This window comes from Salinispora pacifica DSM 45544 (assembly GCF_000378845.1).
Classification (GTDB): Bacteria; Actinomycetota; Actinomycetes; order Mycobacteriales; family Micromonosporaceae; genus Micromonospora; species Micromonospora pacifica.
Genome location: NZ_KB905359.1, coordinates 977,931 through 1,000,134, shown reverse-complemented (window position 1 = coordinate 1,000,134; position 22,204 = coordinate 977,931). Strand labels below are relative to the sequence as shown.

The window sequence follows — 22,204 nt, the reverse complement described above, 5'->3', positions numbered from 1 at the left end:
CAACGTATGCGGACAGGCCCCGACGGCTTCCTGGGATCGCGGGCTTTCGGAGCGCCGTTGACAAGGCGATTGACGCGTCGTACGACAGCGTGCTCGTCTACACGCTTCCTCCTGCCCCGCCTGTGGCGAGGCAACCAGAAAGGGCTGGGCGTCTGGCGGGACCCACCGCTGTGCACCCTCTCCTGAGCACGATGGCGCTGGTCGCCCGGGTCTTTGTGTCTCGGCCACGCACGTCACCGGGCGGGTGCGGAGCTACTGGGGACCGGGCAGCATCCGGTGCAGGGCACGGCGGTCGACCTTGCCGGTGGAACTGAGCGGCACTTCGGGCAGCACCAGCCAGCGGGCCGGGATCATGTAGCCGGGCAGCCGTGCGCCGAGCGCCATGTTCAGCCGCCGCGGCAGCGTGCCCGGCGAGTCGCCGCCCGCGGCCAGGACGAACCCGACCAGCATTGAGTCGGGGCCAGACCCGACCTTCTCCACGAACGCGGTGTCGACGAGCCCAGTGGCCAGGACCGCGGATTCGACCTCCTCCAGCTCGATCCGGAAGCCCCACAGCTTGATTTGGCGGTCGAGCCGGCCGAGCACCTCGTAGTCGCCGTCCGGCCGAAGCCGGGCCAGGTCGCCGGTGCGGTAAATAGTCTCGCCGGTGTCGGGATCGGTGACGAATCGTGGCGCGGTAAGGTCGGGCCGGCGCAGATAGCCGAGTGCGACGCCGGGGCCGCCGACGCACAGCTCGCCAGTCCCGCCCGGCGGTACGGGGCGCAGGTTCTCGTCGAGGATCCGCAGCGTGGTCTGCTGCAACGGCCGGCCGATCGGGATCCGGTCCAGATCGGAGAGACTCGCCTCGGTGCAGTCGAAGTAGGCGGCGAAGGTGGTGGTCTCTGTCGGCCCGTACCCGTTGACGATCCGGCCGGGCGGGCCGGCGGCGAGGACTCGGCGGACCGCGGTCAGGTCCAGTTGCTCGCCACCGACGACGAGGTTACGCAGCGGGGCGAGCGCGGCCGGTCGTTCCCGGGCGATCAGGTGGAACAACGACGTGGTGAGAAACATGGTGGTGATGCCCGCCGAGGTTAGCAGCGCGTTCCATTGGGCGAACGTCACGTCGGTCAGCGCCGGGAAGACCACCACGGTGCCGCCGGCTACGAGCGTGTTCCACACCTCGAATGTGGTGGCGTCGAACGCGGGGTTGGCCGCGTGCGCGACCCGGTCACCGGGCGCGATGGTGCAAAACAGCGGGTTGACGGCGAGCCGCCGCACCGCGCGGTGCGGCACCACCACACCCTTCGGCGCGCCAGTGGACCCGGACGTGTACATGACGTAGATCGGGTCGTCTGGGGTGGTCGCCGGCGGCAGTGCGTTTCCGGCGGACGCGGCGTTCCGGTGCGCGACCAGCCGCAGGCCGCGGGTGACCGGCGTGCCGTCGGCAGCGCTGGCCGGCTGCAGAATCGCGGCGATCTTGGCCTGGCCGAGGATCGAGGTGATTCGGTCCGGCGGCGCGTCCGCGTCCAGGCACAGATAGGCCGCGCCGGTCCGGGTGACGGCCAACATCGCGATCACCAGGTCGACGGAACGGTTCATTCGCAGGCTGACAATGTCACCGGCGCCGACGCCGCCATCGGCCAGGTCGACCGCGAGCGCGCCGGCCGCCGACCACAGGCCGGCGTAGGTGAGCGTGTCCCCGGTCGTCGCGTCCGTCACGGCCGGCGCGTTCGGGCGCGCTGCGACCTGTGCCTCCACCAGGTCGTGGACGCCGTCGCCGCGCGCGCTGCGCGGGCGCTGATCGGTCCATATCCTGCCGATGTGGTCTAGGCACTCCACGCGGCTGCCGGTGAACCCGGTCTCGCGCCAGCCGTCCGGTGGCGCTGTGCCGCCAGCCGGCCAGATCGAGTACTGCTCCTCATCGTTGACCACCACGAGGTGTGTCATCGCGCGCCCCCGTTCAGGAGTCTGACAATCTGCTCCACGAGCCCGTCCACGGTTGCCGTGCGGTGCACTCCACTGCCGTGGTGTACGGCGAGTCGCAACCGCCCATCGCGCAGCTCTCCGGCGATGTCGAGCAGGTAGGGCCAGCGGCCCTCCGGGTCCTGGGCAGTGCCGGACGGGTGTGTTGACGGCCGCAGGATTCGGGCAGCCGGCTGCCGGTCCCAGGAACCGATCTCGCCCAGGTAGTTGAAGCTGACCTGCGGCCCGGCCGATCGCGCCTGTTCCTCCCGTACCGCCGGATCGGGGTGTGCGTGGGTGAGGAGGCCGTGCCCGAGCCCGTGCATCGGCACCGCGCCGATCTGCACGCGCAGCTCGCCGGCGAGCCGTGGCAGGGATGATGTGTGGCCCAGGCGCAGACGGAGCGGGTAGAAGTACTGAAACCAGCCGACTGTCCGCGTCACGTCGACGTCGTGACCGGGTGGCCCGCTGCGGCCCGGCGCGGCCAGTGCGACGGTCACCTCGTCCCCGCCCTGCCACGCGGCGATCGTGACGGCGGTGGCGGCCAGCAGTAGGTCGCTGAGGCCGGCACCGGCTGCGCGGGCCTCCGAGGCAAGCCGCGCGGTGACGTCGGCGGTGAGGACCCGGTGCACTCCGGCCCGTGAGCCGAACCGCACGGCGGTACCGGGTAGATCGACTGGCAGGTCCTCGGCGCGGGCCTGCGCGCGCCAGAATGCGCGCTGGCCGGTCAGCTCCGGGGCGGCGGCCGCCGCGCTGAGCAGGCGCGCCCATGCGGCGTACGGCAGCGACGGCGGCGCCGGCCGGGCAGCGGGGTCGAGCATGTCGGCGAGGTCGTTCATGAGCAGCGTGCGGGAGAAGCCGTCGACCAGCAGGTGATGGCAGATGAGGAGCAGCCGGTCCGGCTGCCCGCCGGGCATCCGGAAGTGGACGGCCCGCATCGGCGCTGTCGACAGGGACAGGCCGCGCTGTGCGGTTTCCGCGATGTCCGCGCCGAGCCGGTTTGCCTCTTCCGCGTCGGCGTCGCGTAGATCGTGCGTGTCGAATGGTACCGGCCCGGTGTCCGGGGTGCTGATCTGCCGCCGCTGTCCGGCGCCGTCGGGGACCAGCCGCAGCCGTAGCGCGTCGTGCCGTCGGGTCAGCGCGTTCACCGCCCCGGACAGCTCGGTCGCGGTCACGGGCCGGACCAGTTCCGCATGGTACGGATGGTTGAAGTGCCCGGGACGGCTCAGGTGCGGCAGGATCTCGGTCAGAAACCACGCCTGCGCTGGGGTCGGCGGCACATCACCCGTGACCACCGTCTCCCGTCGCTGTGGCTGACGGCGTCCCAGGGCGGCGAGTCCGGCGACGGTGGGGTGGCGCAGCAGGTCGCCCGGGGAGAGGGGCAGCCCGGCGGCGGCCGTCTCGGCGATCACCTGGATCACCTGCATGGAGTCGCCGCCTAGCTGGAAGAAGTTGTCGTCCGCGCCGATCCGGTCCACCCCGAGCACCCGCGCCCAGACACCGGCCAGCAGTGTCTCCGTTGGAGTGCCCGGCGCCCGGTAGGCGGCCGCCGCGGGTGCCGCCAGGACCGTGCGGACCCCGTCCGGTATCGGCGCAAACCGGCTGATCGGCTGGTCCGCACCGCTCGCCATCCGATCCAACAACCCGATCAGGTCATCCGCCCACGCGGCCACGTCCGGCTCGTCGAGGTGGCCGGCGAACCGGCACACGCCGGCCATCCCGCCACCCGCGCCGACCGTGACGGTCACGAACAGGTCCATGTCGGTACGCCCGGCCGGCGCCGGGTCGAGCAGGAACCGCGCCCCGCCGCCGTGCCGCTCCGCGACCGGCGCGTCGAGCAGGCTCAGCATGGTCTGGAACAGCGGGTTGTGCCGGTCCCCGCGGGTCGCGCGTAGGGCCCGAACCACGTCCCCGAACGGCACGTCCGCGTTTGCCTGGGCTCCGCCGACGGCACGGTGGGCGCGACGCAGCAGCTCCCGGACTGTCGGGTCGCCGTCCAGGTCGAGCCGCAGCGCCTGCGGGTTGTAGAAGCAGCCGACCACCCGGGCCAGTTCCGGTCGGGTACGCGTGCTCGCCGGCACGCCGACGATCATGGTGTCCTGCCCGTTCGTACGCCGCAGCGCCAGACTAGCCGCGGTGAGCAGCGCGGCATACCGCGTCACCCGCTCTGCCCGCAGCAGCCCGAACAGCGCGGTGGTCCGGCTGGCCGGCAGCTGCAGCGGCACCTGCCCGCCTGGCCCGGACTCGGCCCTGGCCCGGTGCGCCGGCAGCGTGGACAGCGGTGGCGTGCCGCGCAGCGTATTCGTCCAGTACGCAAGCCCGCGTTCCCGGTCCGCGGCACGCTCCGCGGCGCAGTGCTCCCCGAACTGGTGGCCGGCGTCGGCGGACCTGCGATGCCGGCCGGCGACCGCGTCGTCGTACGCGGCGGCCAGGTCGTCGAGGACGATTGTCACCGAAGTCGCGTCGAAGACGATGTGGTGCACGGCGGCCAGCAGCACGGTCTCCCGATCGCCGAGCTGGACCGCGTGCAGCGCCACCGGCGGCCCGTTGGTCAGGTCGAAGGTCCGGATCCCGTGCTCGGCCGTGAGCCTGTCGAACGTGGTGTCACGCTCCGGCGCCGGCAACCCGGACAGGTCGGTCCAGGCGAGCGTGGCGCGCAGGTCGTCGCGGACCACCTGCGCCGGACCCTCCTCGACGATGACGGTGCGCAGCGCGCCGTGTCGGTCCAGCACCGCCCGGATCGCAGTCTCCAATGCCTGCCGGTCGAGCGGGCCGGCGATTCGGATCGCGAACGGCACGGTGTACGCCGGGTGACGTGGCGTCAGCGTCTCCAGCAGCCACAGCCGTTCCTGGGCGGGGGACAGCGGCCAGGACGCTGCCGATACCGCCGGGCGTTCCTCGGCGTTCTGCCGGCGTCGGCGCAGCCGCAGCCGTTGCAGGAACAGTCGCTGCTGTTCTGGGGTGAGCCCGGCCAGCTGCGCGGCGAGAGGATCGCTCATCGGTCCGCCAGCAGCTGCGCGCGCACCCGGGTGAGGAAGTCGGCCACCGCCCGGCCGCTGGTGACCCGGTGGTCGAAGACCGCGGTCAGCGTCATCGGGCGGCCGGGCAACGAGGTGTCCGCGCCGACGCCGACTGCGAGCGTCTGGTCCTGGTTGATCCGCGGCTGGAATTGCAGGATGTTCTGCCCGGACAGGTCGCTGACGGTGACGGTGGCACCGGCGACATCGTCCGCGTGGAGGCTGCGATCGTGGTAGGCGGCGAGCAGGTCGAGCAGCTCCAGCGTGATCTGTTCCGGATCGAGCCGGTCCGCGTGCTTGACTACCGGTACTCGCAGGCCGTGCCCAGCGTCCACCGCCACGCCGACGTTGATCTCGGTGTACTGCTCCACGTGGTCACCGGCGAACCGCGCGTTCAGTCCGGAGAAATCGGTCAGGGCACCGGCCAGTGCGTGAATGATCAGTGCCAGCGGCAGTGGTGGCACGTTGCCCTTGGTCGGGGCCCGGTCGAGCGCGTCCGCGCCGAAGGCGACGGTGAGTGCGCTGGCGAGTGCGGCGCCGCCCGCGTGCAGGCGGGCAATCTCGGTCTGTTTGGCCGGGCCGATCGGCGCACGCCGCACTGCGGGCCCAGTTCGCGTCAGCTCCTCAGCGGTCCGGCGGACGATGGCGCCGGTGACGAGGCCGCGTTCCTGGAACAGATCCGCGCTCAGGTCGAGTCGTCTCAGTTCGCGCAGACCCTCGGCGGAGAAGCGCGGCCCGCTCACGGTGGGTACCGTCTCGTCATCGCCCGGCCCGCTCACGGTCGGTGCCGTCTCGCCAGAGCCCCGTGCGGTCGCGGTCAGCTCGTCCAGCGAGGGGAAGAGCAGCGCGATCGGCGTGCCGGTGGGAACCACGTCGCCTTCGGCGGCGAGCTGGCGCAGGTACCCGGGACCGGGTGACTCGATGACGGTGACCGCCTTGGTCGACTCGACCTCGAGCAGGTTGTCGCCGGCGGAGACCTGCTCGCCGTCGGCGACCAGCCAGCGGAGCACTTCGGCGGCGTCGTCGTTCGGGTTCTGTTTCGGCAGGGTCACTTCAGCCGGCACCGTGCAGCACCTCCAGCGTGGCGGTGACGACCGAGTCGGCCGCGGGTAGGACCGCCCGTTCCAGCGAACGGGCGGCCGGGATCGGAACCGGCGCGGCGGCGACCCGCGCCAGCCGGGGACTCCCGGGGACCGGGCGCTCGGCGAGCTGGGCCAGGACCTCGGCACCGAAGCCGGCGAAGCCCTGCCCCTCCTCGGCGACCACGATCGCGCGACTGCCGGCCAGCAGGGGGCGCAGTGGGCCAAGGTCGAACGGGAAGATCTGGGCCGGGCAGAGGACCTGGGCGAGGACATCGTGTTGGACAAAGAGCCGGTCGGCGGCGGTGAGTAGCTCGTCGAGCATCCCGCCGTAGCCGATGAGCGTGACCTCGGCGGTGGTGTCGTCCGGGGCCACCCGCACGGTCGGCAGCGGGTCCGCGGTCTGCCAGGCGATGAACCCGTCCGGCAGGCTCGCACCGAGCCGGCGGCCGTAGAGCAGCTTGTTCTCCAGCACGACCGCAGGGTCACTGTCCCCGTCGAGCAGTCCACGGTAGATGGTAAGTGGGTCGAGCAGGCTGTGCAGTGCGGCGACTCGCAGGCCGGGGACACCGACGAGGTGCCGGTCGAGCGTTTGGCTGTGGGTAGGCCCGTAGCCGCGATGTCCGCCCATCGGGGTGCGCAGGACCAGGCGGCCGGGCCCGCTGGCGCCGTAGACCGCGTGCAGCTTCGCCGCCTGGTTGATCAGCTGATCGGCGGCGAGTAACACGAAGTCGCCGAACATGATCTCCACGAGCGCGCGCCGTCCGCCGAGCGCGAGCCCGGTGCCGACTCCGACGATCGCGGCCTCGGAGATCGGCGTGTTGCGAACCCGGCCGGGGAACAGCGTGCTCAGCCCGGCCGTGGCCTTGAACGCGCCACCGTACGGATCCTCGACGTCCTCGCCGAGCAGGAGTACGCCCGGGTCCGTGTCGAGTAGCGCCTTGAGGCCATCGCGTAGCGCGGTGACCACACGCCGGCCGTCGGCGGCGGCCATCTGGTGGAAGCACGCCGGCTCCGGGTCGGCCGGCCGGGGCAGCAGCACGGTCGGGTCCGGTATCGGCGAGGCCCGGGCGGTCTCCACCGCCTGCTCGACCCGCTCGCGCGCGGCCCGGTCCAGCGCGGCGATGGTCTCCCCGCCCTGGTCCAGCGCGCGGCGTAGCGGGTCACGGAACCATCTCGCGGCGATCTGCGCGGGGTCGCGGTGGTCGTCGCCCTTGGAGTGCGGGGCCAACCGGTACGTGTCGATGATCAGCATCGCCGGCCCCGCACCGGAGCGGACCGTGTGGGCGGCGTGCGCTGCGGCGGCGGACAGCGCGGCCGGATCCGCGGTGCCGGTTTCCACGACCGGGATGCCGAACGCCTCCGCGCGCCCGGCGGCGGTGCCGGCGGTGGTGGTGCGGGTGTCGGTCGACTGCGCGACGCCGTTGCGCTCCAGGACCAGCAGCAGCGGCAGGTGCCAGAGCGCGGCCAGGTTCATCGTCTCGTAGAGCACGCCCTCGCCGAGCGTGCCGTCGCCGATGAGCGCGACCGCGATTCCGGGGGAGGCGTCGAGCCGGTGCGCCATGCCGGTGCCGGCGGCGATCGGCACCAGGCCGCCGAGGACGCCGCCCGAGTAGAAGCCGTCCCGGTGCAGGTGCTGGCTGCCGCCGAGGCCGCGGCAGGCCCCGTCGTGGCGGCCCATGATCTCGGCGAACAGCCCTTCCAGGTCGTGCCCGGCGCCGAGATAGTGCCCGTGGCAGCGGTGGTTCGAAAAGACGGTGTCGTCCCGGATCAGGATCTCGCCCAGCGTGGCACCGACCAACTCCTGGCCGATGCAACAGTGCACGGTACCGGACAGTTCACCGTCGGCGAAGAGTTCGAGCAACCGCTCCTCGGCCCGGCGAATCAGCAACGCCCGCTGCAGCAACGGTGTGGCGGGAAGGTCGGTCTCGGGCGCCGGCGGGAGCGGTGCGGTCACCGGTCCCGTCCTCACCGCTCCGGCTTCGTGGCGACGAACGTGACGACCAGCGGCAGCGGGTCACCGGGGAGCCGCCAGTACCCGTCCTCGCCCTGCGCCATCGATGGGAATCGTTGCCGCATGTCGAACGGCAGCTCCCGGAGTCGGTCGATGCGCAGGCCGGCGTTGATGAGCGCGGTCGCCAGGCTGCCGACGGACCATCGCCAGAAGTACTCGGTGTGCGGCTCGACCGGCTTGAGATCGGCGTAGGTCTTCGCGACCTCCATCCGATTCGGACCGTCCTGGAACAACGAGTAGGTGAGGCGTAACTCTCCGTCCGTCTCGGTGAACAGTGGTAGCACCGGGTGGATCTCCACGATGCACACCTTGCCGCCGGGTTTCAGATAGGAAGCGGCGATTTCGGCCCACCGGTCCAGGTTGTGCATGAACACGAGCGCGCCGTAGCTGGTGAAGACGATGTCGAACTTCTCGTCCAGCGTGTTGGGTAGCTCGAAGATGTCGCTGCGGATGAACCGGGTGTCCAGCCCCAGTTCGGCCGCGATCGCGCCGGCGTTTTCGATCGCCTCGTCGGACAGGTCGACGCCGGTGGCTCGGGCGCCGAGTCGGCTCCACGACATCGTGTCCAGGCCGAAATGGCATTGCAGATGCAGCAGCGATTTGCCGGTGACGTCACCGACTTCCTCGATTTCTATTCTCTGTACCGTGTTGCGGCCGTTCTTGAAAGCCTCGACACCATAGAATTCGGTGTCGAGATGCTCCTTTGCGCGTAGATTCCAACCATTTCTGTTGGCGCTTACGCACTCTTCGATGGAAGGGGTGACAATCGCGTCGGAAGTGGTCATAAAATGATCACCTTCGCTGGTCGCGGCTCGTGTCCAACGCAATCTAACTGGCCGATCTGAGCTCGTCAATAGCGTCCGGATGGCCCGATTTTTGTGGTGTTGCAGCGGCTCTGTCGGCGATGTCGGCGCATGCCGGACACGGAATAGCGCATCCTCTATGTCAATTCCTCGAAATTTTGTGACCTAGCCCTGCCCCTTTCGCGGGTTCGTTATTCATGCCATACTTCCCGACGTAGTGCATTCGATCATCGACTTTTCGTGCTATAGGTTTCCCGCTGGCGACACATTCGGGGGATTAAATGATCGACGATGCAGCTCAGGTTGGCGACGCGGGCCTTCTTTCGGCGTCGCCCGCTCAGGAATCGATGTGGTTCGCCCTGCAGCTCACTCCGGACCCGGCCTACCACGTGCCGTATCGGGTCCGACTGGACGGCCCGCTCGACCCCGGCGCGCTGCGCGCCGCCCTCGGCGACCTGGTCACGCAGCACGACGCGCTGCGGGCCTCGTTCCCGCTCACCGGCAGCGAGCTGCGGCAACGGGTCCGGTCGGCCGGCGCGTTCACCCTGCGCGTCACCGATCTCGTCGCGCTACCGCCCGGAGCCGCGACGACGCGCGCGGAGGAGTTGGCCCGGGAACCGTTCGACCTGGCGGGCGGCCCGCTGCTGCGAGCCGAGCTGCTGCGGCTGGCACCGGACCGGCACGAGCTGATCCTGGTGGTCCATCACCTCGTCTTCGACGGCGGGTCGGCGCGGGTGTTCTTCGCCCAACTCGCCGAGGCGTACGCGGCCCGCGCCGCGCACCGTATCCCGGAGCTGCCGCCGCAACCCGTGGCGTACCCGGACCTGATCGACGCCCAGCGCGTCCGCCCGAGCGGTGTCGACCTCGCGTACTGGCGAAACCGCCTGCGCGACATGCCACCACCCCTGGCTCTCCCCGGCTCGCCGGCCCCGGGCACCCCGGACGGGCTGCACCGCGTACGCCTCACCCCCGACCTGGCCGACCGGGTCCGGGGCACCGGTCGTCGACATCGGTGCACCTCGTTCATGACCATGCTCGCCGCGTTTGCGGTGCTGCTGCGCACACACACCGGCCGCACCGACGTGGTGATCGGGTCACCGGCCGCGGATCGCCGACGCCCGGAGACCGCGCACGCAATCGGCCTGTTCGTCAACATGCTGCCGTTGCGCGTGACGATGACCGGCGCTCCGGCCTTCGCGGATGTTCTCGCCGGGGTACGGGACGCGGTGCTGGATGGATTCGGTCATCAGATCCCGGTCGAGGACATCATCCGGGAGACGGGTCCCGCCCGCGGCGGACACAGCCCGCTCTTCCAGGCCGTGTTCTGGCTGCATCCGGCGCAGGCCGAGTCGCCGACCCTCGGCGACTGCCGCACCACGGTGGAGGAGATCTTCACCGGCGCCGCCAAGTACGACCTGACGCTCGGCGTCCGCGAAGCCCCGAATGGCACGGTCTGCGACTTCTTCTACCGGGGAACGGCGCTGGACCCGGCCGGGGCTGACCGGCTCGCCACCGCGTACGTGCAGCTCCTCGCCGCCCTGACGGACCCGGACGCGGTCCTTCCGAGCCTGCCCCCACCGGTCGTGACGGCCGCGACGGCCACGGCCGCGACGGTCACGGCCACGGCCAAGCCGATCGCGGAGTCGGCCGGATTGCTCGCCGGCCGAATCGCCGAGGTCTGGCGCGAGGTGCTGGACGTGCCGGCCGTCGGTTCGCAGGACAACTTCTTCGACCTAGGCGGCCACTCCCGGTTGATGCTGCGCGTGCAGGGCTTGCTCGCCGAGCGGCTCGGCACCGACGTGTCCATGCTGGACCTCTTCGACCACCCGACCGTCGCCGCGCTCGCCGGTCACCTGGCCGCCACCGCACCACCAGAGGCATCCGGCGACGATCCGGCGGAGCGCCGGCGTGCCGGCGCGCTCCGCCTCCGACAGGCGAGGGGGCAGCAGGAATGAGCAAGCTTGCGAGCGAACCAGCGACTCAGCGCCGACCACGGCGTGGCCGCAACGTCGAGGTGAGTCCGGCATGACGCGAACATCGAGCCGGCTGGGGACGTTCGTGGCGCTCTGGTTGGCCGAGTTGGTGTCGCTGACCGGTACCGCGATGACCGGCTTCGCGCTCGGCGTCTGGGTCTACCGCACGACCGGATCGGCCGCCCAATTCGCCGGCATCGTAGCCGTGCTCTACCTCCCGCAGGTGCTGGTCACGCTGGTCGGCGGCGTGCTCGCCGACCGGTACAGCCGGCGCCGGTTGATCCTGCTCGCCAACGCCGGTGGCGCTGCCGTGCTGGCCGTGCTGGCGGTGCTGGTGGTGGCGGACGCGCTGAGTGTGGCGTTGGTCTACACGGTCACGTTCCTGGTCGCCACCTGTGGTGCCATCCAGTACCCGGCGTTCGCCTCGTCCGTACCGCAACTGGTCCCAGAACGTCTGCTGCCCCGCGCCAACAGCATGGTGCAGATGGCGACCGCGTCCTCCCGGCTGCTCGCCCCGGCGTTGGCGGCCCTGTTGATCCCAGTCGTGGAGATTCTCGGCGTGGTCCTCATCGACCTGGCCACGTTCGCCGCGATGGTCGTCGTCCTGGCGGTGATCCGGATCCCACAGCCGGCCGCGACCGGGCAGGCCACCGGCGTCCGCCGGATCATCGGCGACATCGGCGCCGGATGGGCCTACATCTCCCGCCAACGTGGTCTGCTGATTATGCTCGGCTTCTTCTCGGTAGCCAACATCGCCGCCGGATTCACGCTCGCGTTGTTGCCTCCGCTGGTCCTGGAATTCGGCACGCAGGGCGACCTCGGCCTCATCCTCTCTGCCGAGGGCCTGGGCTGGCTCGCCGGCGCCATCCTGATGATCATTTGGGGTGGACCGCGCCGTCGCGTCCACGGTGTGCTCGGCGCCGGCATCGTCTTCGGCATCGGCATCGCGATCCTCGGCGTGCGCGCCACAGTCCCGGTCGTCGTGGCCGGCGTGCTCGTCTATGCCCTGGCCCTGCCGGTGATCAACGCCTGTAACGCGACAATCTGGCAGGCCAAGGTGCCGGCTGACATGCTCGGCCGAGCGTTCGCGACGCTCCGTGTGGTGGCGCTCGCCTCGGTACCGGTCTCCGCGCTCACCGCCGGAGTCCTGGCCGACGCGGTCTTCACGCCGCTGCTCGGTGAGGAGCGCGGCATCGCGGGTCTGCTGATCACCGTCGGGTTGCTGCCGATCGTGGCTGGGGTCGCCGCGTACCTCTCCCGCCACGTCCGTGGCCTCGACCGCGAGCCGGCTCCGGCAGCGGGCGTGGGAACGAGCTGATGACGAACTCGCCGGACGAAGTCACCAACCTGGAGATTGCGGTGATCGGTATGGCCGGCCGCTTCCCGGGTGCACCAGACTGCACGCGTCTGTGGGAGACAGTTCTGGCCGGACGCGAGCGGATCACCCGCACCCAACCGGATCGGCCCGGCCACGTTGCGGCGTGGGGACGGTTGGACGACATCGACCGATTCGATGCGGCCTACTTCGGATACTCGCCGCGGGATGCCGCACTACTCGACCCGCAGCAGCGGATTTTCCTGGAAGTTGCGCAGCACGCGCTGGAGCACGCCGGCCACCACAACGGTGGCCGTGCCCGGGTCGGCGTCTACGCGGGCAGCAGCATCAGCACGTACCTGCTGCGCAATCTGCTGGGCGGCACGACCAACGCCGGCTACGGCGAACTGATCATTGCCAATGACAAGGACATGCTGGCATCCCGGGTCTCCTATCACCTCAACCTCACCGGGCCCAGCGTGGCCGTGCAGACGGCCTGCTCGACCTCGCTGGTCGCGGTGCACATGGCGGGGCAGGCGCTGCTGGCCGGCGAGTGTGAGATCGCGATCGCCGGCGGAGTCTCCGTCCAGCCGCCGCAGGGCGGGTACCACCCCGAGCCTGGCGGGGTACTGTCTCCGCGCGGGGTCTGCCGGCCGTTCGACGCCACGGCCGACGGCATGGTCCCTGGCAGCGGCACGGCCGCCGTGGTGCTCAAGCCGTTGATCGACGCGGTTCGTGACCGTGACACCGTGTACGCGGTGATCGCGGCCACTGCGGTAAACAACGACGGTGGTGACAAGGTCGGTTTCACCGCGCCCCGAATTGACGGGCAGGCGGAGATGATCCGGACCGCGCAACGCCTGGCCGGCATCGATGTCACCCGGATCAGGTACGTCGAGGCACACGGCACAGCCACACCGCTCGGCGACCCGATCGAGGTCGCGGCGCTGACCCGGGCGTTCCGTGCCGCGACCGACCGGACCGGGTTCTGCGCGCTCGGGTCAGTCAAGGCACTGATCGGTCACCTGGATGCGGCGGCCGGTGTCACCGGTCTGATCAAGACGGTGCTCGCGCTCCGCGCTGGCGTGCTGCCACCGAGCCCGTACCTCGGCACGATCAACCCGGAGCTGTCCCTTGCGGACAGCCCGTTCTACCTCCCCCGGGTCCCGCAGCCGTGGCCGGGTGACGGGCCGCGGATCGCGGCTGTCAGCTCGATCGGCATGGGTGGGACGAACGCGCACGCGATTCTGCGGCAGGCACCCGTGCCGCCGGCCCCGGTGGGCCGGCGGCACCGATGGCACGCGGTCGCGGTCTCCGCCCGGTCGAGGAAGGCGCTGGATCGGATGCGCGCCGACCTGGCCGACCGGTTGACGCCCGGCGACGACCTGGCCGAGGTGGCGTTCACGTTGCAGGCTGGGCGGCCGCGGAACGCGTACCGCGCTGTGGTGGTGGCTGAGAACCCGGCCGGTGCCGTCGAGGCGCTCCGCAACGGCGGGCGGCAGGCGCACGAGCCCCCCGGCGACGTACCCGTGATGTTCCTGTTCCCGGGACAGGGCGCGCAGCGTCCGCGGATGGGACACGGGCTGTACCAGACGGAACCGGTCTTCCGGGCCGCGGTGGACGAGGTCGCCGGGCTGGCCCGCGCGCACGGCGTGCCGTTGCTGGAGCTTCTGTTCGATGACACACCGAAGGCCGCAGCACGCCTGACGGACACCAAGATCGCGCAACCCGCGCTGTTCGCGGTGGAGTACGCGCTGGCGCGCCTACTCAACTCGTGGGGGATCAGGCCGGCCGCGATGCTCGGGCACAGCGTCGGCGAGTACGTGGCCGCCGCGCTGGCTGGCACGTTCTCACTGGCCGACGCGGTGGCGCTGGTGGTGACGCGCGGGCGGCTGATGGCGGGCCTGCGGCCTGGGACGATGCTCGCCGTAGCCGTCGCCGCGGACGAGCTACCGACGCTGCCCACCGGCGTCTGGCTGGCGGCGGACAATGCGCCGGGCAGTTGCGTCGTGGCCGGCGAACCCGGCCCGGTCGATGCGTACGCGCAACAGCTGGCTCGCGACGCGGTCCCGACCCGGCGGCTCGCGGTCTCGCACGCGTTTCACACGCCCATGGTCGCGCCCGCATTGACCGAACTGGCCGAGGCAGTGTCCGCGGTGCGGGCGCGCCCACCGGAGGTCCCGTTCGTATCGTGCCGGACCGGGCGGTGGATCACCGCGGCGGAGGCCACCGACCCGGGCTACTGGGCTGGGCAGGCCGCCGATCCGGTGCGGTTCCGGCCGGGGCTTCGCACGCTGCCGGATGGCATCCTCCTTGAGGTTGGGCCAGGTATGGGGCTGATCGGCTTTGTCACCGACCGCACCGCGTTGCCCACGCTCGGCCGCTGGGCTCCCGGTGACGAGCCGGATGGCGAGGAGAAAGCCCTGGTCACTGCGCTCGGCCGACTCTGGCTGGCTGGCGCCGCCATCGACTGGACGACCTTCCACGGCCCCACTGCCGGCAGGGTGCCGCTGCCTGGATATCCGTTCGCGTCGGACCGGCACTGGGTCGCACCCGGCCTTCATTCCGAGACTCCTCGCCCGGCCGGTTCCGACCTGGTGGATCTCCCGGCCGGTTCCGACCTGGCGGACCTTCCGGCCGGTTCCGACCTGGCGGACCTCCGGGCCGCGTCCGCCGACGACGTGACGGTCCGGTTGCGGCGGGTCTTCGCGGAGCTGCTGGGCATCGCCGAGGTCGGCGACCACGACGACTTCTTCGAGCTCGGCGGCACCTCGTTCCTGGCCACCCGGGTTGTCGCCGTGGTCAACGACGAGTTCGCGGTGCGCCTGACCTCCGGGGACCTCTTCGACGCGCCGACCGTCGACACCCTGGCCGAGTTGGTCTGGCGGCAGCTCACCGAAGGAGACGATGAACTACTCGAGGAGATCAGGCGGCTGTCGCCGCAGGAGGTCCGCGCGGCACTAGAGACTGTCGGGACACCTGGCGACGGCTTCGGCGGGTCCAGCCGCCGACCGGCGGCGGCAGAGCTTGGTCCAGACACCACACCGGTATCCGGACCGAGCCCCGCGTTGCCGGACCGCCCCCTGGACTCCGCCTCGCTCGCCCCGGAGGGTCCCGACCGCCACTTGGGCGACGATGACGGCCGGGGCTGAGTTCGCCGCCGCCCGGCACCTCGTGCCGTTCGGCGAGCGGTGGGCGATCTGGCGGTGGGTGGCGCTGCGCGGTGCGGGCATGCCGGTCGACTGGCTCGCCCGGCTGAGTCGCCCCGGGCTCGCGACCATGGGCGAGGAGGAGTTCGTCCGGGCAAGCGCTGAGCTCGCGGCGGACCTGCGAGCGCTCGCGGCCGAGCCGGCGCTGCGGGAGGCGATCACCTGGCAGAACCGGCACGCGCTGCGAACCGGGGTGGACGTGATGCTGGCCTCGCCGGGGCGTCGTTCCTCAAAATTCCGGCAGAAGGAGGCGTTGGTCGCCCGCTACCTGCAACGCTACTGCGCGAAGAACGACACGATCGGCTTCTTCGGGCCGGTCGGCTGGGCCACAGTTCGCGATGACGGGCCGGCCATTACGATACGCCCGGGATCCGGTCTGGTCGCGGAACGGACGACATATCTTGAGGGCTGGTGCGCGGACGAGATCGCGGCCGTGATCGCCGCGGACGAGGAACTGTGGCCGTGGCTGGCGCCGCGGATACCGCCGTTCCTGCGCCTGGACGGCGATCAGCTGCACCGACCGCTCGCCCCGCCGCTGATGCTCCGGCCGGACGAGGCCGCGGTCCTGGCCCGCTGCGATGGCGTGACCCCGGCGCACGCGATCGCCTCCGCGCTCGCCGGTCAGGGCTTCGACAGGCCCAGGGAGGTCGTCGAGGTGCTCTACCGGCTGGCCGCCGCCCACCGGATTGTCTGGGGCCCGCAGATCGCCGCCGACGATCCCAACCCGATCCGCGCGCTGCGAGACCTGCTGCGTCCCCTGCCGGCCGGGCCGTCGCGGCAGCGTGCCGACTCCATTGTGGATGCCTTGGCCGAACGGCACCGAGCGGTCGCCGCAGCCACCGGCGACCCGGATCGACTCGGCACCGCGCTCACCGCGCTGGAGGAGTGGTTCACCGAGATCACCGGCAAGGCCTCCACCCGCAACCACGGCCGGTTGTACGCCGGCCGCACGCTTGTCTATGAAGACTGCCGCCGTGACCTCACCGCCGAGCTTGGCCCGGAGCTGCTGGCTGGCCTCGCACCGCCGCTGGAACTGTTGCTCACCTCTGCCCGCTGGTTCACCGAGCGCGCACTGGCGCTCTACCGTCGAGAGCTGCTCGCGCTGTACAGTCGACTCGCCGCCCGGCACGGCCCTGCGGTGCCGTTCGAGAACCTCTGGCTATACGCCCAGGACCTGGTCTTCCGGGACGCCGGCGATGCGTTCGATGTCCTCGCCTCCGAGGTCCGGCAGCGGTGGGCCACCGTGCTCGCCACCGCGCCCGGCCCCGACTACGCGTCCGCCGACCTCCGTGATGCCGTCGACCGCGCCTTCGCCACCACCGTCACCACGCCCGGCGTGACCCGGTACTGCTGCCCCGACGTGATGATCGACGCCACGAGTGTCGACGCGATCCGCGCCGGCGAGCACCGGTTCGTTCTCGGCGAGCTACACGCCGGATTCAACACGCTGACCTCCGCGTTCTTCGCCCGCCAGCACCCGGCTCCGCACGAGTTGGCCGACGCGGTCGAGCATGACTTGCCGGACCCGCAGATCGTCGCGGTCTTCTCCCGCGAGGTGCCGTCCCGCATGATGCGGGGCCTGGTCGCCCCCCGCGACCTACGCATCCTCTACGCCCAGGACAGCTGCGGGGTGCCGCCCGAGGTGTCGGTGCCGGTGAGCTCGCTGGTCGCTACGCGTGCCGACGACAAGCTGATGATTTCCAGCCGGGACGGCCGGATCATGTTCGAGAGCATGGTCTTCTTCGGTGAGCTGGTTATGGTCCGGGCCCACCGCGCGTTCGGCGTGTCCGCACCCGCCCCGCACACACCCCGGCTGACCGTCGATCGGCTCGTCGTCGATCGCGAGACGTGGCGTTTCGCCCCGCGCGACCTGGCCTTCGCGTGGATCACGGGTGAACACGAACGACTGGGGTCTGCGCGACGTTGGCGAGAGGAGCGGGGCCTTCCCCGCTACGTCTTCGTCCGCACTGCCCGCGACGCCAAGCCGCTCTACGCCGACTTCGACTCACCGGTGCTGATCGACCTGCTCAGCCGCGCCGTGCGGCGTGCTGCCGACGACGGTGAAGACGTGACGATCAGCGAGATGCTCCCTGCCCCGGAGCGCACCTGGCTGCCGGACGCGCAGGGCCGCCGATACACGAGCGAGCTACGCCTGGTCGCCATCGCCCGCCCGTGAAACCGATCGGCACAACGCCGGCCACGTTCACGGTGAGCTGGGCGGCTGATTCGGATGTCAGGCGAGCCGAGCGGCGAACTCCGGCACCGTGGGGGCATCGAAGATCCAGCGAGCAGGGACGTCCACACCGAACGCCTCGCTGATCCGTAGCGCGACCGACAAGGCGAACAGTGAATGCCCGCCCAGCTCGAAGAAGTCTCGGTCGCCGGTCGCCAGTTCGCGCTCCTCGTCCGGTCCGCAGCCGAGTACGTCGGCCCAGATAGCGGCGATCCGGCCTCGTATCCCCTGATCGTCTGGGTCCTCGTCGACCGGCGGCGCGGCCGCGACCAGCCCGGCCAGCGCGACCGGATCGACGCCACCGGCACCTGTACGTGGCAGCCGGGGCACGACCACCACCCCGCCGAGGGACTGCCGGCCGGTCGACGCCGCGCGGGTGCGGCGCAGCAGGAGCGCGGGCGCGATCGTGGCACCCGGTGCGGGTACCACCACCGCCACTCGTCGGCCGTCGACGGTGGTGACGGCCGCGTCCGCCACGTCCGGCTCGGCCCGCACGGCGTCGGCCGGCGACGCCGCCAGCTCCAGGTCGCCCTCCGGTGAGACCCGGGCGACCTCGTCCCCGAGGAACACCCGTGCGCCGCGCCGGTCTCCGAACGGGTCCGGGCGGAACCGGTCGGCGGTACGCACCGGATCCCCCGCGTAGCCGATCGCCAGTCCCGCGCCGGTCAGGCACAGCCGTCCGCTGTGCCCGGCAGGCATCAGCCGTCCCAGGTCGTCAACCAGGTAAGCCCCGGCGCTGCCGACGACGGTCTTCGCGGTGCGAGTAGGCGTCGTGCTGGTCACCGGGTAGCCCGCCTCGACCGGGCCGGCGAGGCATTGCACGGGGAACGGGAGCCGGACCCGGTCACCTCCGGCGACCACGGCGGCTCGCAGCCGCGAACCGTGGCCCGCGGCCCAGACTCCCAACTCCGCGACGTCCGCGCCGCCGGCGAAGGCCACCGTGGCCCTCTCCTCCGGTGCGGTACCTGCCTGCAGGACCGCACCGGAGGACAGTGCGGAACAGACCTCCAGCAGCCAGGCTGCCGGTCCGGCCCCGCGCCACGCCACGACATCGGCTGGTGCGAGCCCGGACAGCGCAGCGGCGCGCCCGGCGAGTTCCGCGAGGACGGACCGGGGAAGGACGACCGGTGCGGGCGGGGAGCCGTCACCCGCCACGTCAAGCAGCACGGCTGCGGCGGTCGCCCGGACCACGCTCGGCAGTACCGGCACGTCCGGCGCATCATCGGGATCCACCATGGTTAGGTGCGCTGGCCACTGGCCAGTCCTGTCCGAGCCGGGCAGCAGCATTGTGGCACCGGCCCGATCGGCCAGCACGGCGCGTCGCTTCTGTGGCATCTCTGGGTCGAGCAGCAGGCAGGCCGCACCGGTCCTTAAGATCCCGAGCAGCCCGGCGGCGGTACTCGGCGCCACCTCGGCGTGCATCGCCACCACGGTGCCTGCCACGCAGCCGACAGCGCCGAGAGCACCGGCCACCCGCCACGCCCAGCGGTCCAGCTCAGCCCAGCTAACCTCGCCCGTGCCCGCGTCCACCGCGACTGCGTTCGGTGTGGCGCTCGCCCGCTCCGCTACAACCGTGCTCACGTCTGGATGCCCGTGCCCGGCAGCCGGTCTGATCACCGCGCGTGCCACCTGTCCCGCCGGCAGCGCCGCGAGGTCCGCGAGCGGCCGGTCCGGGTTGGCTGCGATCGCGGTCATGATCTCGTGCAGATGCTCGGCGTAGCCGGCGATCGTCCCGGCCGGGAACCGGGACTCGTCGTGCAGCAGCTTCAGCAGGACCGCGCGCTCTGCGAAGACCTGGAGAACCAGCGGATAGTTTGGTTGGCGCAACACCCGAAATCGCCGCTTCGTCCAGGCGTCTCCCTGGGCCCGCAGGGCCGCGTCGAGCAGGAAGTTCTCGAAGACCACGAGCGTGTCGAACAGGCGCTCGTCGGCTGTGGCGCGCTGGATCTCCATCAGCGACGCGTGCTGATGGTCGCGGACCTGTACCGCCTGGCCGCGCAGCGCGACGATCAGCTCCCGAACGGTCGACGAGGCGCCGACCCGGGCCCGTACCGGCAAGGTGTTGAGCATCAGGCCGACCATCGTGTCCGATCCGGGAACGGTGTTCCGCCGCACCGACCGTACCGCTCCGAAGACGACGTCCTCCCGGCCGTGACAGCGGCCGAGCAGCACGGCCCAGGCCGCCTGCATCACCGTGTTGAGCGTACCGCCGCACTCACGCGCCACCTCGCGCAGCCGCTCGGACAGTTCCTCCGTCAATTGCAGGTCATGCTCGGTGTGCTGGATAGCGGAGGTCTTCCGCCGATTCCCGGCAACCAACGTCGGGCCCGGCAGATCGCTCAGCGTCGCGCGCCAGAAGTCGCGCTCGGCCGTATCGTCCCGCGTGGACAGCCAGTCGATGAACGCGCGATAGGGCACGACCGGCGGGAGGTCCGGGACCGTGCCGGTCCGCAGCGCGTCGTACGTCGCGAAGACCTCCCGCAGGAGCAGCAACAGCGACCGCCCGTCCAGCACCGAGTGGTGGAATGTGAGCAGGAACCGCACCGCACCCGACTTCCGCTGGACGGCACCACGCACCAGCGGTAGCCGGTCCACCCGGAATCCGTGCGCCCGATCCGTACGCAGAAACGACTCCCAGTCCCCGGTCACCACGGTGATCGGGAAAGGCATCGGCGGATACACCTCCTGACGCACCTCGCCGTCCCCGCCGATCCGGAAGGCGGTCCGCAGGGCGCCGTGCCGGTCCGCTGCCCGCTGCCATGCCGCGGCGAAGGTGTCGATGTCGAGATCAGACTCCAGGTCACACTCCAGCTGTATGACGTCGAGGCTCGGCCCGTCCGCGAGCGGGTTGTCCGCGACGATGCCCAACTGCATGGGTGAGAGAGAATAGGTGTCGATCGGGCCGTCGGTCATGGCGGTCCTCCCGGGCGCGAAAGTCTGCGCCAAGAATACGTATCGATCATCATGATCGACATGACCGGATTTCCGTCGCTCGGCCGCCCCCAGCTTGCGTCATCCACAGCCCGGCATGTCCTAGCGTCGGCGGTCTGCCGGCCGTTGGGCGGGGCGAGATCGCCGAATCACCGGCGCGGGGAATCGCTGCTGCGGGCGATGGCCCGACCGGCGTGGCCGCCGTCCCAGCGACGCGCCACACCCAGGATGACTGTTGGCTCGGTGGCCACGAACGCTCACCTCGGTTCGAAGACGCCGGCGCGAAGGGCTGCGGTGGCCGCGGCGGCAGCGCGTCGGGCAAACTCACCTTGTCGCCACAGGACCGTGCGACCCGCCTTGTACGGACTGCCGCCCGGGATTTCAGCCGTTCCGCCCCGCTTCTGTCCGTAGCCGCGTGGGCAGACGCTGCCGGGTACCGCATTCCGATTGGAAGCGCTGGCACGGACGCGACGCTTGATAGCTCTATCAGTTCCGTTTCACCTCCGAGATAGGCGACAGGGCCGACGGACCACTTTAGAGCTACAACCCCAGACGTCCGGCAGGGGTTACGAGACAAGCTGGGAACCCCTGCTGTCGCTATCGAAAGTGTGGCGAAATCCGCTGCACATTCCGCAGAGGAGTCATTTACCCGTCCCGGCCGTTTTGGGTAGGTGAGTAGTGCTGGGGTGGTTATGACAGATTGATCTGATATAGCCATACCTAATGGCGTTTTGGGTTTGAGATTCTTACTCTCTTGTGATTGGCATGGGACTTTTGCTTCCAGGCGGCTTGAGTTACGGTCTCTGACGATTGTCGATAGCGGGGACGGGGGGTGGGTGCGGTGCGGTCACGGTTCTCCGGGCAGGGGTTTGTGACTGGGGCTTTGGCGCCGGTGGTGGTTGCGCCCGTTCGGTGGGGTGGTCCTGCCGGTGTCGCCGGCTTCGGCCTCGACATCGGTTACGTGTGTGGGTGAGATGGCCTCTGCTGAGGCCGCGTTGGGGACGGCCGAGGCCTGCGATTCGCAGGTGGAGGTCAGCTCGATGCGGTCGGCGACATCGATTGCCTACGCGAATCCGGACCAGACGATGACGGCGGTGCTGTCGCCAGTTCCGGTTCGGACATTCGAGGGATCGCAGTGGGTCGATATTGATACGACTTTGAAGCGTGCTGATTGTGGCCTGGTGTCGCCGGTTGCTACCACTCAGGATCTGACATTGTCTCACCCGGTCGTTCCGATTCGAAAGCCGCTGCTCCCGAAATAACGAAAAGGTGAATCCGCTGAAACTGGCCTTCCTGGCGGGGCAGCGGTTTGTGTCAACGATGCACTCAGACAGCATCGGAAGGGCCACACGATGGCTGGTGACGAACACGGGCGGGCGTTGTGCGTATGTTCACGAACTGTGGGTCTGCGAGCAGGGGCGGCTGCCGTCGAAGGCCAGGGGTGGCGCCACGTACGGCACGACATTCGTCACCGACGTGGCCCCCTGGAAGGTCGGTAGGGATCTCGCTGCTCACGAGAAGTACCACCGCGACCAGCAGTGGAACCAGGATGGTCTACTGTTCCCGGGACTGTATTATCGTGCCGAGGTGATCGACGTCTGGATCGGCGGAGGCTGCAACAGATATGAGGCAGCGGCCGAAGCTGCCAGCAATGGAGGAGGGGGATACACCTGTTGAGGATGCGATTCG

12 protein-coding genes are annotated in these 22,204 nt (G+C 70.5%); 6 read left to right on the top strand and 6 right to left on the bottom strand.

Going from position 1 to position 22,204, the window contains the following annotated elements:
- Positions 1 to 252: 252 nt before the first annotated feature.
- The 5 genes from SALPAC3_RS0104460 to SALPAC3_RS0104440 are packed head-to-tail and all read right to left on the bottom strand — an operon-like array spanning position 253 to position 8,878.
- Positions 253 to 1,926, bottom strand: a complete 1,674-nt coding sequence (locus SALPAC3_RS0104460; protein ID WP_018220076.1) for an amino acid adenylation domain-containing protein — start codon at positions 1,924 to 1,926, stop codon at positions 253 to 255.
- Positions 1,923 to 4,940, bottom strand: a complete 3,018-nt coding sequence (locus SALPAC3_RS0104455) for a condensation domain-containing protein (protein ID WP_020493368.1) — start codon at positions 4,938 to 4,940, stop codon at positions 1,923 to 1,925. The genes SALPAC3_RS0104460 and SALPAC3_RS0104455 overlap by 4 nt, the downstream gene beginning before the upstream one ends.
- Positions 4,937 to 6,022 (bottom strand): 2-oxo acid dehydrogenase subunit E2, encoded by a 1,086-nt coding sequence (locus SALPAC3_RS0104450; RefSeq protein ID WP_018220075.1) that lies wholly within the window; start codon positions 6,020 to 6,022, stop codon positions 4,937 to 4,939. The genes SALPAC3_RS0104455 and SALPAC3_RS0104450 overlap by 4 nt, the downstream gene beginning before the upstream one ends.
- Entirely contained in the window at positions 6,012 to 7,994 is a 1,983-nt protein-coding gene (locus tag SALPAC3_RS0104445) for a thiamine pyrophosphate-dependent enzyme (protein WP_018220074.1), read from the bottom strand. Before SALPAC3_RS0104445 ends, SALPAC3_RS0104450 begins: the two co-directional genes overlap by 11 nt.
- A gap of 11 nt (positions 7,995 to 8,005) precedes the next feature.
- Entirely contained in the window at positions 8,006 to 8,878 is an 873-nt protein-coding gene (locus tag SALPAC3_RS0104440; protein ID WP_232430459.1) for a class I SAM-dependent methyltransferase, read from the bottom strand.
- 257 nt (positions 8,879 to 9,135) lie between these two features.
- On the opposite strand from SALPAC3_RS0104440, the gene SALPAC3_RS0104430 reads away from it, so the two are divergent.
- The 4 genes from SALPAC3_RS0104430 to SALPAC3_RS0104415 all read left to right on the top strand — a co-directional run bounded on the left by SALPAC3_RS0104430 (position 9,136) and on the right by SALPAC3_RS0104415 (position 17,527).
- Positions 9,136 to 10,809, top strand: coding sequence for a condensation domain-containing protein (locus SALPAC3_RS0104430; protein ID WP_080635113.1), 1,674 nt, complete (start codon positions 9,136 to 9,138; stop codon positions 10,807 to 10,809).
- A gap of 70 nt (positions 10,810 to 10,879) precedes the next feature.
- Positions 10,880 to 12,145: an MFS transporter gene (locus SALPAC3_RS0104425; RefSeq protein WP_018220070.1), complete on the top strand. Its 1,266-nt coding sequence runs from the start codon at positions 10,880 to 10,882 to the stop codon at positions 12,143 to 12,145.
- On the top strand, positions 12,145 to 15,294 hold the full coding sequence (locus SALPAC3_RS0104420; protein WP_018220069.1) for a type I polyketide synthase: 3,150 nt from the start codon (positions 12,145 to 12,147) through the stop codon (positions 15,292 to 15,294). The genes SALPAC3_RS0104425 and SALPAC3_RS0104420 overlap by 1 nt, the downstream gene beginning before the upstream one ends.
- Positions 15,278 to 17,527, top strand: coding sequence for a lantibiotic dehydratase (locus SALPAC3_RS0104415; RefSeq protein ID WP_018220068.1), 2,250 nt, complete (start codon positions 15,278 to 15,280; stop codon positions 17,525 to 17,527). Before SALPAC3_RS0104420 ends, SALPAC3_RS0104415 begins: the two co-directional genes overlap by 17 nt.
- 57 nt (positions 17,528 to 17,584) lie before the next feature.
- Here SALPAC3_RS0104415 and SALPAC3_RS0104410 read toward each other — a convergent pair whose 3' ends face one another.
- Entirely contained in the window at positions 17,585 to 20,497 is a 2,913-nt protein-coding gene (locus SALPAC3_RS0104410; RefSeq protein WP_018220067.1) for a condensation domain-containing protein, read from the bottom strand.
- 983 nt (positions 20,498 to 21,480) lie between these two features.
- On the opposite strand from SALPAC3_RS0104410, the gene SALPAC3_RS26650 reads away from it, so the two are divergent.
- Positions 21,481 to 21,777 (top strand): hypothetical protein, encoded by a 297-nt coding sequence (locus SALPAC3_RS26650; RefSeq protein WP_232430458.1) that lies wholly within the window; start codon positions 21,481 to 21,483, stop codon positions 21,775 to 21,777.
- 7 nt (positions 21,778 to 21,784) lie between these two features.
- Positions 21,785 to 22,192 (top strand): hypothetical protein, encoded by a 408-nt coding sequence (locus tag SALPAC3_RS25305; RefSeq protein ID WP_033774812.1) that lies wholly within the window; start codon positions 21,785 to 21,787, stop codon positions 22,190 to 22,192.
- Positions 22,193 to 22,204: the final 12 nt, after the last annotated feature.